Raw genomic sequence first — 15,767 nt, 5'->3', positions numbered from 1 at the left:
CGAGCCCGGAATGGTGCTGCTGTTCGGCGGGCTCATCGCCGCCAACATTGCCGCATGGGCCTGGGCCTTCGCGGCGTTCGGTGACCGGCCGACGGTGATGGCGACCGCGCTGCTCGCCTGGGTGTTTGGCCTGCGCCACGCCGTCGACGCCGACCACATCGCCGCCATCGACAATGTCGTGCGCAAGCTGATGCAGGCGGGCGATACGCCGCGATCGGTCGGCCTCTACTTCGCGCTCGGCCATTCCACAATCGTCGTGGTCGCGACCGTGCTGCTGGCGCTGGGCGTGGTGAACCTTGGCGGCGACAGCCTGCTCAGGGAGGTCGGTGGCCTGATCGGCACGTCCGTGTCGGCGCTGTTCCTGCTCGTGATCGCGGCCATCAATCTCGTCATCTTCGCCGGCCTGTGGCGCACGTTTCGCGCGGCGCGCGAGCAGGGCGTTCACGACGCCGCAGGCCTCGACGCGCTGCTCGTCAATCGCGGATTCCTGGCGCGGCTGCTCGGCCCGATGTTTCGCCTGGTGACAAAGCCCTGGCACATGTACCCGCTTGGTTTCCTGTTCGGGCTCGGCTTCGACACCGCGACCGAGATCGGGCTGCTCAGCATCTCCGCGAGCGAAGCCGCGCGTGGCGCTTCGCTCGCCGATATCCTGGTCTTTCCCGCGTTGTTCGCATCAGGCATGGCGCTGGTCGACACCGCGGACTCGGCGCTGATGGTCAGCGCCTATCGCTGGGCCTTCGTCGATCCGCTGCGAAAGCTCTGGTACAACCTCACGATCACCGGTGCCTCCGTCGCGGTCGCGCTGTTGATCGGCGGCATCGAGGCGCTTGGCCTGATCGCCGACCGGCTCGGCCTGTCCGGCGGCGTATGGACGCTGGTCGACGGCCTTAACGAGTCGCTCGCCAATGTCGGCTTCGCCGTGATCGCGCTGTTTGCGCTCGCCTGGCTCGTCTCGGTCTTGCTCTATCGCAGGATCTTTGCAGATGAGCGGCGGCGCGCGCCGGACGCGCTCTCCAGCCCGTCGGCTCAGGCCGAAGCCGCGCTCTGAACCGGCTCCGCCGGCAGGTCGTCGCCATTGGGATCGCCGGGCGCGGTGGCCCAGGCCAGCTCCACCAGCGTCACGATCCGGCGGCCGCCGCCGTCGAGCTGGACGACGATCAGGCCCTGCTCCTCCATGTAGCCGAGCAGGCGCTGGGCGCGGCGCAGCGAATGCGAGCCGTAGGCACGCGCGATCGCGGCATCGCCGGGGCAGGGCCAGCCTTCCTTGGCCGCGCGCGCGATCATCATGAACACGCCCTGCATGTCGTCGGGCAGGATCGAGGCGCGCAGCGACACGTCCTGCCAGGCGTCGTCATCGGCGAGATCCGTGCCGAGCCCGGCGCGCGCATGCGTCAGCATGCGGCGGAATTCGTTGAGGTCGGGCACGGCCGCGCCGAGCCCCTCGATGCGGCAGCGGACCGCGAACTCCTGGTAGAGCACGCCGACCGCGCGGAAGCCCGCATCGGGCTCGGCGAGCACGGCACGCAGCGTGCGATCCACGCGCTCGCGCCGCTCGGCGAGCTCTTCGGCGCTGACCGGCGCCTCGACTACTTCGGTGCGAATCTCCGGCGTCGCGGCCGCCTTCGCGGCGCGGAGCTGTTCGAGCAAGTCGGGCGCTGGCCGGCGCTGCGGCCGGCTGGCGTCAGGCGGCGGTGCGGCCAGGATCACCGCGCGCATGTCTTCCGTCGTTGCCTCCGGCAGCGGCATCAGCCGCGGCGTCGAATTGCGCGGCTGGGTGTCGGTCGCGCCGATGTTGAGACGCAGCGGACGGCGTGACAGCGCCGGGCCCAGCGCCATGAACTGTCCGCGCTCGAGATCGCGGAAGGATTCGGCCTGCCGCCGTTCCATGCCGAGCAGGTCGGCCGCGCGCGCCATGTCGATGTCGAGGAAGGTCCGGCCCATCAGGAAGTTTGAGGCTTCGGCCGCGACGTTCTTGGCAAGTTTTGCCAGGCGCTGGGTCGCGATGATGCCGGCGAGGCCACGCTTGCGGCCGCGGCACATCAGATTGGTCATCGCGCCGAGCGAAAGCTTGCGCGCCTCGTCCGAGACTTCACCGGCGACCGCCGGTGCGAACAGCTGCGCCTCGTCCACCACCACCAGCATCGGGTACCAATGGTCGCGGCCGACATCGAACAGACCGCCGAGGAAAGCCGCCGCACGCCGCATCTGGTTCTCGGCGTCGAGCCCTTCGAGATTGAGCACGGTGGAGACCCGGTGCAGCCGCGCGCGCTCGCCGGCGACCTGAAGGCCGCGCTCGGTGTGGTCCTCGGCCTCGATCACCAGATGACCGAAATGCTCGGCCAGCGTGACGAAGTCGCCTTCGGGGTCGATGATGGCCTGCTGCACCCAGGGCGCGCTCTGTTCCAAGAGCCGCCGCAGCAGATGCGACTTGCCGGAGCCCGAATTGCCCTGCACCAGGAGACGGGTCGCCAGCAGTTCCTCGAGGTCCATGGCCGCCGCGGCGCCTGCCGTGGTCTGCCCCATCTCGATCGCAACCGTCATGTCCCCGACTCAAGTCCCCATCATCAGCGGACAGGGGCTTATCAATCCGGCCGGGGCGCGTCGAGCGTTCCGGCGCGAATCATGCCGTGTTGCCCACGGCGGAGTTCAGGCGTGATTCGATTGCCGTAGAAGTGCGGGCCGGTAGGGGGCTTGCGGATCGTCGTCCTCGTTCCCGGGTATCGCGCAGGAGCCGAATTCCTGCCTGATCCGTTCGATCTCGGCGATGCGCTCGTGCAGCCGCTGCAAATGCTCCGGCGATGTCGCCCGCCAGAACCGGAAGGTGTCGGCGTTGAGCGGCACGAACGCCGTTCCGAACAGCGTCGGATCGGGAACGATGGTGCGCCCGAGCAGCAGGAACCGGTTTTCGCCGGAGACCACAAGGGTCGCGTAGCCGCGGTTTCCGATCCGCCTGATGCCGTTCAGCGACCATTCGGCAAGCTTGCTGAAATAGGGCTCCTCGCGCCAGCGATCGGGACAATCGTCATCGACGGTGACGTTGACGGCGTCCTGGCTGAAATGCACCACGATGCCCGACTTCGCCGGAAACCACTCGTCGTCGAGATGGCCCTGCAGCCAGGCGCAGACGAAGGACCGGCACATCTGCGGGCGGCGCTCATAGATGCTGCATCCGGTACCCGCCTGCCAATGCTTGCAGAGCTGGTTCACCGGCTTGTCGACGCCGGCCACCTCCAGAATATCGCAGCAGGCGTTGCACGATCCGCATTGCCGGGCGGGCCGGGCCGTCTTTGGCAGGCCGGTCGCGCGGAAGCCCTGGCCGTCGCGGACCAGCAGCATCTGCTTCTCCAGCGCATTCAACGCACGTTCGATCTTGAGACGGGACAGTCCGGTGGCGTCGATCACGCCCCTCATCGTCGTCGCGCCTGCCTCTACCGCGCGGGCGACGCTCAGCATGGCCTGATCCATTGCTTGTTTTTCTTCGCTTGTTCTTGTCTGGATCCCGAACGCAGGGACTGCAAATCAGTGTCTGGGAAAGCCGTAAAAGACAGCTGACTTGCAAAGCTATGTTGCTCACCCCTATTCCCGAGACAAGAAGACGAGCCCGCCGCGCGTGCATGCAGCGCTTGCGCAAATGAAGGATCACGGATGAGGAGCAGGACCTCATTCGCGCGTGCAGTGGAGAGGGATTTTGTGCGCTTTGGTTCAGTTCGAGCGGAAACAACGCGTTTTCACGCCGTGCAACGCCGGGACATGACAGGCAATATGGCTTCGCTTCACGCACACGTGATATTTGCGGGCGACAGCCGGAGCGAGGTGGGCGCGACACGATCGCGTGATCAACGGCCCGCGATCACTCTTGTTGAATTTGCGTCACACCAGGAACAGTGCCGCGCGAGATGGGCGTGGCTGACACCGGGCACGACGCTCAGCCGCCTGATCACCCCACCGGCGCGGTCACGCTCGTTGCTGTGACCGGCCTGATCTCTTAAAGCGCTGACGTCGCTGGAAGGGCGCTACTGCGCGCCCGATCCGCCCTGCACGATCTTCTCGTTCAGCTTCAGGTCCACGGTCTCGACCGTGCGGTCGATCTCGGGATTGGGGGTGCCGAGCTGATGCGAGATCAGTTTGACCAAGAGGTCGACGCGCTCGATGAAGGGGGCGCCGCTCGCCACCGCGCGCGCGGCCGATGACGGCTTGAGCAGGCTTTCGGCGGCCTTGGCGTATTTCGCGAACGGCACCTGGTCCTGCGGATCGGCGCCGAGGCGGCGGGCGATCGCGTCGACATGGTCGTAGATCGTCTGCGAGCGCGCGAGGTCACCGTGCACGGCGTCGCGGATCGATTGCGGCTCATTCGGCGTGATGCAGCGGTAATTGCCGGTCAGCAGCATCGACCATTTCGCCAGCGGCACGAACAACGAATCGAACACTTTCAGCTTCACCGGCACGTCGTTGCCGTCGAGGGTCACCGCGTCGATGTCGGCTTCGAGCTCGCGCAGCACCTTGTTGTGCTTTTCGTCGGCGAAGGCCGACGCCTTGAAATTCGTGGGCAGGCCGACATGAAGCACGTTCGCGGCTTCTTCAGGCGGACGGAAGGCCTGCGGGTCGGGCGAGCACAGCGTCACCAGGCCTGGCTCGAAGCGCTCCCACACCTGCGCATTGGTATAGGCCTCCTCGAGATCCATGTCGGCGAGCGAGGGAATCCGCTTCAGGTAGGGCAGCGGCGGCATGTTCATGATCGACAGGCACGGCAGCTTCGCCGCGGCGATCCTGACCATGAGAACGCGGACCGTGTGGTTGGTGTATTGCGGCTCCTGCATCGCAAGGCCGACCATGTCATAGCGGGAGAGGTCGACATTGGCCGGGGTCACGGCATCGAGTTTGCCGGGCAGGTCGCGCGAGAAGATCGCCCGGTGCACCGCCTCGTCACGCAGCTTGATGCGCACCTCGGTACCGTCGCGATTGATCAGCTCCGCGGTCTTGGCGCGGCAAACCAGGGTCACGTTGTGCCCTGCCATCAGCAGCTTCGTGCCCAGCAGGGAGCCGTAGGAAGCCCCGAGAATCAGGATGTTACGCGCCATATTCCGTCCCTTTGAAAATGTGTGTGATTTTTGAGCCCCGGCCGTCATCCGCGGGCGAGTTGCCGGCATCTAAAGCGAACCGCCCGAGGATGGCAACTGGGATAATGCATACAAGGAGCAAGGTGTCCGGCCGGACGGGGCGATGATCGATCGCCTATGGGACCGCTCGCCCTTTTCCCGGGTCGCGCCGCGCTCCATCTGCTACGCGGCTTTGTTGTCGCCCAAGGGAGAAACTACCCGCGAACCCGTGCTGAAGATATTCGGGTATACAGAAGCTTCGATTGTCAAATGTTTCGCTCGTCGCGGTGCGGCTCTGCGAAAGAAATATATCGTAGCACGATATAATTGCGAGGCGTCATAATGGCGAGACGTCGATGCTTCTGCCGCCGCGTCCCGCCAAAGTCGATGAAGCGGCAATCGGCCGCATCCTTCACCCTTTTCGTGATTGGCGGTGCACTGGATGCAACCATAAGACTTTCACGACGAGGGCCGGGACAGTCACGCCTCCTCTGTCATCAAGCGGAAGCTATTTTTTAGTCGTCGATCGCAACAAAAAACTACAAAACTGCGGTCGTAAAAGATGTAAGAGTGCCGGCGCAAAAAAAGGCGTCGCATTATTGGAGCTTGGAAGTGCCTATTAAGTTGAGCCGGCCTGAACCTTCCATCGAAGGTGGCTCGCTTGGAAGACTGGCCGTTTCGCGCAGTGTCTTCGCCACGCGAAGCGAATACGGAGCGGTCATCGCCGGACGCAGGCGCGATGGACACGATCAGGCTCTCCTGTGGTCGCATCGAGCAGGAATTCAGGGCTCTGCGCTGAACGCGAAGCCGGCAGGTCCGGGCACATGTCCGCGCAATCGTTGACGGTGCCGTTCGGTGACTGACATGGAATCCGATCATTGGCCTCACGGCTCGTGCGACGGCGCCGGCCGAGGTCTGGCGCGGCTGCGGAATCGCGCGTCCGGATTTTTCGAGAGCCTGTCCATTGCAGAACTCGCGCGTGGGGCGCAGAGGCATCTGTGGGTTTTGGACTGGTTGAGGATCGCAAACGACTATCGCACATTCGCCGAATCCGCCCGCGAAAATCGCTCCGTGCAAGTCGCACGGGAAGCGTGGCTGTGCGCGCTGACGGCGTTTGAAGTCGCGAGAAGCTTGTCTTGCCCGGGAGATACCGAGAGTGCCGGCCTCGCTGACAAGGTCGATATCAGCCTGAGGGGCTTCGAGGATGACGCCGGTCCAGCGGTCGAGCGGGTGAAGATCGATTGCTTCGGTGAGGGGACGCTGACAGGCTTCTTTCTCCCGGTGTTCCGTCACGGGCCGTCCGCACCCGCGGTCATCTGCGTCAGCGACGAGGAAATCACCCTGGGCTCGATGATGAGCAGGCTGTTGGCAGCTTCACCCCGCCGAAACATGTCGCTCCTGCTCGTCGATGCCGGCAATTCATCCGTTCGCCGCACCTTCAAGCCTGAGCATGTGCTTCAATGCTGGCTGGACTATCTTGCGGCTCGGCCGGATGTCGATGCGCAGCGGATCGCCATCTATGGCGAAGGGGCGGGCGCCACTCAAGCGTCCCGCCTCGCCCTCACTGACAGGCGGATCGCTGCGGCCGTGTGCGACGGAGGCCTTCTGACGCCGGTCATGCGTCGGGCCTCACTCCGCTGGATGACCGGCTTTGAGCAGGCCGCTCATGACGGCGCCTCGACGGGTCCGTCGCTGCCGTCGCGCCGGATGTCATGCCCGCTTCTCATGGCCGTCGGGAGCCGCTCAATGGTATGCGAGCAGGATGCTCTCGAGCTGCAAGCCGGCTATCGGCAGGCCGGAGGCGATTGCTCGGTGGTCGTGCCGAACCGCATCCCGCATCCGCTGGGCGAGGTCGAGAACTTCATCGCTGTCGACGATTTCATTTTCGAATGGCTCGACAGCAAGCTTGGCGCTGCCCGCCAGCTTGGTCCCGTAACCTACCTCTAGCCGGCGAGGCTATCGCATAGGCAGAGCAATGGAGCGGGAGCTCGCCTGCGGCCATCCTTCGAGACGCCCGCCTCTGGCGGGCCCTCAGGATGAGGACGGCGTGCGCGGTCGCAATCTCCACAGGCAAAGATGCCGCATAGCCTCACCCTGGGGAGACCGCAAAGCGGTCGTCTCGAAGGGCGAGGCGCTCGCTCACTCCGCGCCTGCACCAGCGATCAGGAAACATCGATAGCCAGCAATCGCGCCGCCAGCCGGGCGTTCTTCGCGATCGTTGCGAGCGCAGCGTTCAGGTCGGCCAGGGTCTTCTCGTCGAGCTCGTTGAACATGGTCGAGTTCAAGGCGAGCCTTCGCTTGGACAGCTTTTCGATTTCCGTGGTCGCCTTTGCCGTCAGCGACATCAGAACGAAGCGCGCGTCGTCGGCTCCCGGCCGGCGCGACAGGAAGCCGGCCTTTTCCAGGCTCTTGGTCTGGTTGGTCACAAAGGCCGGGTGGACCCGCAGCTTGTTCGCAACGTCGATGCCTGCGACTCCCGGCCCCTCGTCCAGTTCGGTGATCGCCATCAGGATCAGCCATTGCGGCTCGGTGATGCCCAACAGTCCGGCCCAGCTGGTGTGGATGTCCTCCAGCTGAGAGTTGATCTCGACGACATTCCAGATGAAGTCGGTAATTGCCCTGTCGAGTTTTTTCTCGATCATGCGGCCTCTCCCGTTTCCCCTAGATCATTCTTTTAATGGGATATTTGGGAGGCGTCTCGAATATCGCGCACTAACGAAAATGGCTGACGCTGCACGTCGGAAACGGCTTGATCGTTTAATGCTTGCAAAAAACAATTAATTAAATTACGTCTTAGCTTACTCAGATTTCACTGCCATTGACCGTGTCAATGGGCAGCAATGTGAGACCTCCAAGAAAGCCCTCGGGATGCCCCCTGAGGGCTTTTTATTTTAAATTTCATTAGCTTACATAGGGCTTTGGTCGGTCCTGTTGCGCATGGGCAACAACTCGTCCCGAACTTACAATTCATTAAATCAATAAATTGAGACGATTGTTTTTATAAACTATATGTGGGCCACGACGGAGGGGGGGCACCTCACTGTCGTTTCAGTCCGGACCTTCAGTGCGGATCTGAATTGAACGGAAATTGAAGAGGGTAGAGCGGCCTCCGTCGAGGAGCCGGGCCCCCTGAACCGACCTGGAGGTTTACTAATGAAGTTTACGAAGACGCTTCTTCTCGGCTCGGCTGCCGGCCTGATGGCCGCGTCCGGTGCGTTCGCCGCCGATCTTCCCGTGAAGGCCAAGGCCGTCGAATACGTGAAGATCTGCTCGCTGTACGGCGCCGGCTTCTACTACATCCCGGGCACCGACACCTGCATCAAGCTGGGTGGCTACCTGCGCGCTGAAGTCGCGCTGGGCACCAACAGCTCCTACGGCGCTGCCAACGGCTCCCCGGCCGGTGCGCACAACCGTCTGAGCAACTACTACACCATGCGCGCTCGTGAAGATCTCAACATCGACACGCGCACCGCGACCGAATACGGCGTTGTCCGTACCTTCTTCGACGGCGTGTTCTCCTGGACGACCGGCGGCTATCAGGGCACCGGCTCCGCCACGGGCGGCACCGTCTACACCGGCTCGCTCGGCCTCAACACCTCGGGTGCCACCCCGGCGCTCGTTGGTTCGTCGATCAACGGCACCGACGGCAACACCTCGGCCGGTTCGCTCGGCGTGTACTACGCCTTCATCCAGTTCGCCGGCTTCACGATGGGTAAGGCCGTGTCGCAGTTCGACGCGCCCTGGACCAACTATCCCGGCAACAACTTCGACGGTCTCGTCGGCGGCAGCGGCACCGTTACCGGTGTCACCCAGTTCACCTACACCGCTGACTTCGGTCAGGGCGTGACGGCCGCGTTCTCGGCTGAAGACGCTTCGGCCTACTATCAGGCCGGCAACGTGAACCTGACCGGCGCGACCGCGGGTGGCATGATTGGTGGCACCTACGGCACCAACGCCATCGGTGGTACCCGTTCGCCGAACCTCGTCGGTATGGTCCGTGTCGACCAGGCTTGGGGTCTCTTCCAGGCGTCGGTGGCTGCGCATGACAACCACGTTGCCTACTACGGCGCGACCGAGACGACTGGCCACCCCGACGACAAGTGGGGCTGGGCTGTTCAGCTCGCTCTGTCGATCAAGAACATCCCGACCGGTGCGGGTGACGTGATCAACATCCAGGGCGTCTACACCGACGGTGCGACCCGCTACAACTTCCAGAACCTGGCGGGCAGCTCGTACTCGATGTTCGGCAGCTCGGGCGTTGCCTACCAAAGCGTCGGCTTCGCCTATGCTCCGGACACCGTGTACATCACCGGCGGTTCGCAGGAGACGGTTAAGACCTGGGGCTTCCGCGGTGCTTACACCCACAACTGGGATCCCTACTGGAACACCGCGCTCTACGGTGCCTACGCTCAGGCTCAGTACGGCACGGTCGCCAAGACCGCGCTCTGCGGCGTCGGCGGTGCCGGCGGCGTCTTCGGCGGCCTGGCTGGCGTCACGGGTTGTAACCCGGACTTCGCCGTCGGTCAGATCGGCCTGATCACCCGCTGGACCCCGGTCAAGAACCTGACGTTCTCGGGTGACCTGAACTGGACCCACCTCGACCAGAAGTACTCGGGCACCGTCGGTTACGCCGGCGCCGGCACGACCGCCAAGCCGGCTGCTCTGTATGAGCTGAAGGATCAGGACAGCATCACCCTGCTGCTCCGCGCTCAGCGCAACTGGTAAGATCAGTCGAAACGTTTCGACGAACACCCGGCGGGAAACCGCCGGGTGTTTTTTATTGTCCAGCCCGCATCATCGCGGCCGATCGCAGCTCCCGGGAATCACTTTCAAGCGCAACCAGACGAATGATGTCGTCCGGCAGAGCGGGACGATTCGCAGCCCGCATGAGCCAACGGGTCGCGCGAATGCGCTCCCGATGACAGGCTCTGCGTAATCGGGGACCGCTGTGGCTGGTGGCGAGATCCCGGAATGTGCTGCGCTCCATCCGGGCTACGGACCGCATCGTTGCCCGACGGGCAAAACACCCGCGCAGCCGTCAAGCCTTCGCCGCGAAAATATTCTACTTTACCGAAATTCGGAAACGACGTATGTGTCGCCATCCCGGCTCGTCCTTGAGGGGCGATCTTGTGTCGTCACGTTTCGCGAGGCGGGTTGCGGTGGACGCGGCAGCGTCGGGCGCGAGGCCAAGGGCAGGGCGGATTGCTCTCCGTGAGCCCCCAGGCTTCGCGCTGGATGAGCGGCGCTGTGAGTTCGTCTCGCCAACATTTTTCCCGCTACGTCGACAGCGCGGGAATACCCTGTGGCGCCAACGAACGCGCGTACGGCAAAACCGTGTGGTCCTGGCCGTCGTTGCTACGGTCAAGCCTTGGCGGATGCGGATTCGCGTCAACCGGCGCGGTGTCCGCGACTTTCGCCGGGGTGAGGGAGGCCAGAAGGAACTCGGCTCCCGGGAGAGCACGGCATAAGCCGTCAACCCACCGCGCAGGGAAGGCCGTGTGTTGGGCTTCACCTGTATGCCGTTGTGCGGTTCTTCCTGCGCTCCATTTCGCGCAGCGGACCGCGGGTGCCAGCCGGCACCCGGCCTTCCCTGCGCCCTCTTGGCTCATGAGGGTGAGAGACCAGGCAAAGCTCGGGCGAAATGCGCCGCGAGGATGCGAAGGCGTGTCTGCAGGGCCGTAGGATGGGTAGAGCACTTGCGAAACCCATCGTGTCTCGGCGTCAATGAAAGCGTCGACAGGTTTCGCTTCGCTCTACCCATCCTACGAGTGCACGCCGGAGAACTGCGATGCCGCCCCTTGCTCCGTCATTGCGAGCGCAGCGAAGCAATCCAGAATCTCTCCGCGGAAACAGTCCGGACTACTTCGCGGAGCCTGTCATCGCATGCAACGCGTCCGGGACACGAAAGAGCCGGGGCCGCGTTTCAAAGAATCATGTGCTCGCGAAATTTTCCGCAACGCTTGCTCGGGCATACGCCCGGAAGTTGCGCGCCCCGCCGTTCGCGTCAAGCAGCGAAGTCTCGTCTCACCCCTGGCTCGCCACGCGCGGGCGGTCGAGATGCCCTTCGATCTTCGGGCGGTCGCGGGTGCGCTCGAAGCTGGTGCAGAGGAGTTCGGTCTCCTCGAGGGAAACAGGTGCGCGGTACAACCGGCACATGAACTCGGCGCTCGCACGTCCCTTGCCCGTGCCGGGACTGCGTTCGGCGAGAAACATGCAGTCGCGGCAGATGCTGGCATCGAGCCGCTGATGGGCCGCGTCGAGGTGATTGAGGATCTCGCGGAGCGAGTCGCGCAGCCTGATGCATTCGTCGGTGCCGAGAGACGTGACCGCGTTCATCACGTGATTGATCGGGTCGTGCTGGCTCAGGCACTTCGCGCCCTGTGCGGTGACGTGGAGCACGACGGATCGCTTGTCCTCGTGCGAGGGCTTTCGCACCAGGAAGGACTTGGCTTCCAGCGTCTTCACGATCTGCGATGCCGTGGCCCGGGTCGCGCCGATGAAGCCGGCCAGTGCGGACGGCGTACGCGAGAACCTGTTGGCGCGATCGAGAAAGCGCAGCGCCATCCATTCGCGATCACGCAACCCGTGCTGATTGCCCTCAAAATACCAGGCTCTGGCCGCCTGAACCAGCAGCTCGACGGCCTCGCGTGCCAACGGCATGAATTCCTACCTTGCCCCGGGTATCACGTCTGCGGCGCCCCGGAGCCGCCTTCCGTCGTTGCGCACGAGCCCTTCGCGAGAAGCCGTACCCCTCATAACGTCCGACACATACACAGTGCCCGACTCTCGCGCGAAAGCACGGATCGCTCGGCAACCGACCTGGACAGGCGAGTGCTGCGAGATACGGCGCGAGAAGCAGTGTCGATGACGGTATGCCAATCGTGGCGTCGTCGAACGAAAGCCCGAGTTGCCGTCACAGCCGGACGATAGATCGGAATTGTTCAACCGTAGCCCCTGAAGTTCAAGTCACACGCAGACGTTTCTTATGTTCCATCGAAACGATGAATGAGCTTCTCAACAAAATCAAGTAGAGACGCTCTCGGAGACTGGATGTCGTTCGAAGCGATTGTAACGTTCAAGACATTCTCGTTCGTCAGGACACATGATGGTGATCGCAATACACAGTGGAACAAGCCATTTGCACGCAAGTATACGACGGTTTGATTGCACAACATGTTGTTGTCTGCCGTTGATGCAAATTGATTGAAGCTTGTGCATGACGGTGACGCGCAGCAGCGCGTCATCCACAACTTGTGCGATCCGTCGGGGAATCGCCAAGGGAACTCGTAGGGATTGCACGTAGCGGTTGTTGTGGCAATTACGGTGGAATCCGTCCACTGGATCGCTTTCGTCCTGGCGGCGCGATCTCCACCGAACCGCTGATGCACCCGCGACGCAAAACGGTAAGCGGCAACGGGCGCGCATGCGCCGAAGGCGTAGCGGCATGCGTGATCGACTGTCGCGATCATGAGCAGGGCGGCGAGGACGGGCGTGCCGACCGCGCGCCGCCCCGCTGGAGCGTTTTCCCGCGGAGTGGATACCAATTCGCGTGAAGAAAACGCGTCAAAACAAGAATCTAGCTTCGGTTCTGATCCAATCAGAGCCGATCATGCTCTAGTCGCCCTTGAGCATGTCTCGCAGTTCGCGGAATGGATCGGCGCTTGGTCCGGCCGAGGCATCCTGGCGCATGGCGCTGTAGATTCTCGGGACCATGTCGACGGCCTGGTCGAGGCCCGAATCACGCCCCGCCTGATATCCGCCCATCAGGCGAAGGTCGCGCGTGTCCTCGTATTTGGCGATCATGGTGCGCAGCTTGCTCACCAATTCGCGCTCCTCGGGGTCCCAGACGTTGTGGGCGAGGCGGGAGACCGAGGCCAGAACGTCGACGGCGGGATAGCGCGCCTGGTCGGCGATGTGCCTGGAGAGCACGATGTGGCCGTCGAGGGTGCTTCGGATGGTGTCGGCGATCGGCTCGTTGTGATCGTCGCCATCGACCAGCACGGAGAAAATGCCGGTAATCGTGCCGGATCCCTCCTCGCCGGGGCCGGCGCGCTCGAGCAGGCGGGGCAGGTCGGTGAAGACGGTCGGTGCATAACCGCGCGCCACCGCAGGCTCGCCAGCGGCGAGGGCGACCTCGCGGGCGGCATGGGCGAAACGAGTGATCGAATCGACCACCAGGAGGACCGATTCGCCCCGGTCACGGAAATATTCGGCGACCGCCATGGCGGTCTTCGGCGCCAGCCGCCGCATCATCGGGCTTTCATCTCCCGTCGATACGATGGTGACGGCGCGGTTCCGGTTGGCGCCGAGTACGTCCTCGATGAATTCGCGCACCTCGCGGCCGCGTTCGCCGACGAGCGCCAGCACGACGGTGTCGAAGCCCTGGCTGCGGGCCAGCATCGCAAGCAGCGTCGACTTGCCGACGCCGGAGCCGGCAAAGATGCCGACGCGCTGGCCGGCGCAGATCGGGGCGAACAGGTCGATGACGCGCACGCCGGTGCGCAGCGGCTTGTGGACGCGCGCGCGCTTCATGGCCGAAGGCGCCTCGGCTTCCGCCGATACGGTGCGCGATCCAGGGGTGAGGGGACCTTGTCCGTCCAGCGGCGCGCCGAGCGCGTTGATGACGCGGCCCTTCCAGCTCGGATCGGGCGCGAAGGACAGAGGCGGCATCCGGTAGGCGACCGAGCCGAGGCCGCCGGCGAACTGCCGGTCGAACGGCTTGGCGATGATGCCCTCGCTGTCGATCCGTACCACCTCACCGATCTGCGGCTTGCCGCCGGTGTTGACGCCGATCAGTTCACCAAGCCTGACGAAGCGCGACAGGCCGGAGACGCGGAAATGCGTCGGCGCGATCTCGGAGATCGCGCCGCTGACGCTGGCCAGGGGAGTGCTCTGCTGAAGCTCCAGCAGCGCCCACTCGAGTTGCCGAAGAGCGTTCAAGGAAACCGTCCACCCTCAATGCGCGCGAGGCGCAAATCTTACTTTGACTCAAGCCTACCTTGACTCAAGTCTACTTGCCGGGCTCGCCCAGCGTCCGGATTGCGTTCTGAAGCGAGCTCTCGGTGCCCTCGATCATCGAATTGGTGCCCTCGAAGGCGCGCGAAGCCGCGATCAGCTTCGTCAATTCCATCATCGGATTGGCGCCGGAGCCCTCGACATAGCCCTGCTTGAAACCGTCGCGGGAGAAATCGGCGATGGCGGTCGCGGGCCGGTCCGGCGTGACGCCGGAATTGCCGTAACGTTCGAGATTGGCGTCGGCGGGAATGTTGAACAGGCCGATGGAGCCGATCTCGTTGTTGTCCTGGGTGATCGCGCCGCTGCGCGCGATCGAGATCGGTCCGCCGTTCGGGTCGAGCGTGATCTGCGCGCCGCCGGCATCGATGACGGGGAAGCCGGACACGGTCTGGAGATCGCCGTTGGGGGCGATCTGGAGGCGGCCGTCGCGGGTATAGACCGTGCCGTTCGGGCCGGCGAAGGCGATCCAGCCCTGTCCGACCACGGCGACGTCGAGCGGATTGCCGCTCTCGGTGATGCTGCCCATCTCGCGCGAGATGATGTTGTCGCCGGGCGAGGAGAAGGCGACCGGGTTCGCGCCCGCCTTGGACAGCACGGTCTCGAATTTCACCACGTCGGTGCGGAATGCCGCCGTGTTGACGTTGGCGACGTTGTTGGCGATCGTCTGGAGGCGCTTTTCGAGGGCGACCTGCGCCGACAAGCCGACATAGAGAGCCGATTGCATGATTTACCTGTTGAACCGGATGTTCTGAAGCGTCGTGAGCATGTCGGTATCCAGGCTGACCGACGTCGACGACGCGCCGCCGATCAGGACCAGCGCGGGGTTGGTCGAGGTGTCGCTCTGGGCCTGGGTCGCATCCCACATTGCCGCGAAGCGCTGCACGAATTTGGTGACCTTGGTCGGATCCTGGAAATCGGTGAGATCGATCTTGTCCGTGATCATCTTGGCCTGGGCGTCGATGTCGGACGAGCTGATCGTCGACGACCAGCCCATGGCGGTCTGGACCACCTGGGTCAGCGCCTTGTCGGCCAGGATCTGGTAAGCGGTGGTGACGGTGGAGGCCTTGCGGGTGAAATAGAGCGCGAGCCGAAGACCCTCGTTCTGGTCGCCGGCTTTCTCCTCCATCGTCTGCGTGACGTATTGGGTCGCCGTGCCGGTTGTTGCCGCGGTCGCCTGGGTCGCCTGGTCGCCGAGGGCGGCGAAATTGAAGGCGGCGGCGAATTGCCTGTAGCGGGTGTCGGTCAGCTTGTTGGCGAAGGTGTCCGTGGACGCGACGCCCTCGGTCAGCACCTTGCGCATGAACGCCTTGGCATAGGTCATGTCGCTGAGGCCGAAGGCCTTCATCGCATAGGAGTAGAGGCGATAGTCCTTCAGGAAATCGTCGATGGTCTTCACGTTGCCGATGTGGCTCAGGAAGTAGTCGGTATCGCGGCTGACATCCGGCTCGGTCGCGACCTGGGTCAGCGACTTGCTCATGTCCTTGGTCAGTCTGGTGTAGTCCGCGATCGTGGATAGCATGGCACGCGTCCCTCTGGCCGCTTCTGCGACATCGTCCCAAGCTGCCGCGAAATGCTTGCGCGGGGCTGGCGACCGGGAAGCCAGCTTCGCGCAAGGCTCGCCGACTAGATATTCCCGACGGGATCGGCGATGGAGCG

11 protein-coding genes are annotated in these 15,767 nt (G+C 63.8%); 3 read left to right on the top strand and 8 right to left on the bottom strand.

The window, feature by feature from the left end; all coding sequences use genetic code 11:
• Positions 1-10 precede the first annotated feature (10 nt).
• Positions 11-1,048 carry a HoxN/HupN/NixA family nickel/cobalt transporter gene (locus NLM25_RS37125; RefSeq protein WP_375167889.1) on the top strand — a complete coding sequence of 346 codons (1,038 nt, stop codon included), beginning with the start codon at positions 11-13 and terminating at the stop codon, positions 1,046-1,048.
• On the opposite strand, the gene NLM25_RS37120 is transcribed toward NLM25_RS37125, so the two are convergent.
• From NLM25_RS37120 to NLM25_RS37110, 3 genes are all read right to left on the bottom strand, one after another.
• A complete protein-coding gene (locus tag NLM25_RS37120; RefSeq protein ID WP_254140191.1) occupies positions 1,027-2,541 on the bottom strand; it encodes a helicase HerA domain-containing protein in 1,515 nt (504 codons plus the stop codon). The two genes, NLM25_RS37125 and NLM25_RS37120, sit on opposite strands and share 22 nt — an antisense overlap.
• A 105-nt stretch (positions 2,542-2,646) precedes the next feature.
• Positions 2,647-3,465, bottom strand: coding sequence for a YkgJ family cysteine cluster protein (locus tag NLM25_RS37115; RefSeq protein WP_254140190.1), 819 nt, complete (start codon positions 3,463-3,465; stop codon positions 2,647-2,649).
• Between the two features lie 548 nt (positions 3,466-4,013).
• A complete protein-coding gene (locus NLM25_RS37110) occupies positions 4,014-5,078 on the bottom strand; it encodes a ketopantoate reductase family protein (RefSeq protein WP_254140189.1) in 1,065 nt (354 codons plus the stop codon).
• 882 nt (positions 5,079-5,960) lie between these two features.
• On the opposite strand from NLM25_RS37110, the gene NLM25_RS37105 reads away from it, so the two are divergent.
• The gene (locus NLM25_RS37105; RefSeq protein ID WP_254140188.1) at positions 5,961-7,043 is read left to right on the top strand and encodes a S9 family peptidase; all 1,083 of its coding nucleotides are present in this window, start codon (positions 5,961-5,963) and stop codon (positions 7,041-7,043) included.
• 215 nt (positions 7,044-7,258) lie between these two features.
• On the opposite strand, the gene NLM25_RS37100 is transcribed toward NLM25_RS37105, so the two are convergent.
• A complete protein-coding gene (locus NLM25_RS37100) occupies positions 7,259-7,738 on the bottom strand; it encodes a MarR family winged helix-turn-helix transcriptional regulator (protein WP_254122839.1) in 480 nt (159 codons plus the stop codon).
• 511 nt (positions 7,739-8,249) lie between these two features.
• Between NLM25_RS37100 and NLM25_RS37095 the strand changes: the two genes are divergently transcribed.
• Positions 8,250-9,821, top strand: a complete 1,572-nt coding sequence (locus tag NLM25_RS37095; protein ID WP_254122838.1) for a porin — start codon at positions 8,250-8,252, stop codon at positions 9,819-9,821.
• 1,299 nt (positions 9,822-11,120) lie between these two features.
• Here NLM25_RS37095 and NLM25_RS37090 read toward each other — a convergent pair.
• The 4 genes from NLM25_RS37090 to NLM25_RS37075 all read right to left on the bottom strand — a co-directional run bounded on the left by NLM25_RS37090 (position 11,121) and on the right by NLM25_RS37075 (position 15,630).
• The gene (locus NLM25_RS37090) at positions 11,121-11,756 is read right to left on the bottom strand and encodes a MarR family winged helix-turn-helix transcriptional regulator (RefSeq protein WP_254122837.1); all 636 of its coding nucleotides are present in this window, start codon (positions 11,754-11,756) and stop codon (positions 11,121-11,123) included.
• Between the two features lie 954 nt (positions 11,757-12,710).
• The gene (gene fliI, locus NLM25_RS37085) at positions 12,711-14,036 is read right to left on the bottom strand and encodes a flagellar protein export ATPase FliI (RefSeq protein ID WP_254140187.1); all 1,326 of its coding nucleotides are present in this window, start codon (positions 14,034-14,036) and stop codon (positions 12,711-12,713) included.
• A 70-nt stretch (positions 14,037-14,106) separates the two neighbouring features.
• Positions 14,107-14,835, bottom strand: coding sequence for a flagellar basal-body rod protein FlgF (gene flgF / locus NLM25_RS37080; protein ID WP_254122835.1), 729 nt, complete (start codon positions 14,833-14,835; stop codon positions 14,107-14,109).
• A 3-nt stretch (positions 14,836-14,838) separates the two neighbouring features.
• Positions 14,839-15,630 carry a DUF1217 domain-containing protein gene (locus NLM25_RS37075; RefSeq protein WP_254122834.1) on the bottom strand — a complete coding sequence of 264 codons (792 nt, stop codon included), beginning with the start codon at positions 15,628-15,630 and terminating at the stop codon, positions 14,839-14,841.
• Positions 15,631-15,767: the final 137 nt, after the last annotated feature.

The organism is Bradyrhizobium sp. CCGB01 (genome assembly GCF_024199795.1).
Taxonomy (GTDB): Bacteria; Pseudomonadota; Alphaproteobacteria; order Rhizobiales; family Xanthobacteraceae; genus Bradyrhizobium.
This window is presented reverse-complemented; position numbering and strand designations above follow the sequence as displayed.

Coding starts and splice junctions, on each gene's coding strand:
- NLM25_RS37105 (WP_254140188.1), top strand. CDS start 5,961: ATGGAATCCGATCATTGGCCTCACGGCTCGTGCGACGGCGCCGGCCGA.
- NLM25_RS37095 (WP_254122838.1), top strand. CDS start 8,250: ATGAAGTTTACGAAGACGCTTCTTCTCGGCTCGGCTGCCGGCCTGATG.
- NLM25_RS37115 (WP_254140190.1), bottom strand. CDS start 3,465: ATGGATCAGGCCATGCTGAGCGTCGCCCGCGCGGTAGAGGCAGGCGCG.
- NLM25_RS37090 (WP_254122837.1), bottom strand. CDS start 11,756: ATGCCGTTGGCACGCGAGGCCGTCGAGCTGCTGGTTCAGGCGGCCAGA.
- NLM25_RS37100 (WP_254122839.1), bottom strand. CDS start 7,738: ATGATCGAGAAAAAACTCGACAGGGCAATTACCGACTTCATCTGGAAT.
- NLM25_RS37125 (WP_375167889.1), top strand. CDS start 11: ATGGTGCTGCTGTTCGGCGGGCTCATCGCCGCCAACATTGCCGCATGG.
- flgF (WP_254122835.1), bottom strand. CDS start 14,835: ATGCAATCGGCTCTCTATGTCGGCTTGTCGGCGCAGGTCGCCCTCGAA.
- NLM25_RS37075 (WP_254122834.1), bottom strand. CDS start 15,630: ATGCTATCCACGATCGCGGACTACACCAGACTGACCAAGGACATGAGC.
- NLM25_RS37110 (WP_254140189.1), bottom strand. CDS start 5,078: ATGGCGCGTAACATCCTGATTCTCGGGGCTTCCTACGGCTCCCTGCTG.
- NLM25_RS37120 (WP_254140191.1), bottom strand. CDS start 2,541: ATGACGGTTGCGATCGAGATGGGGCAGACCACGGCAGGCGCCGCGGCG.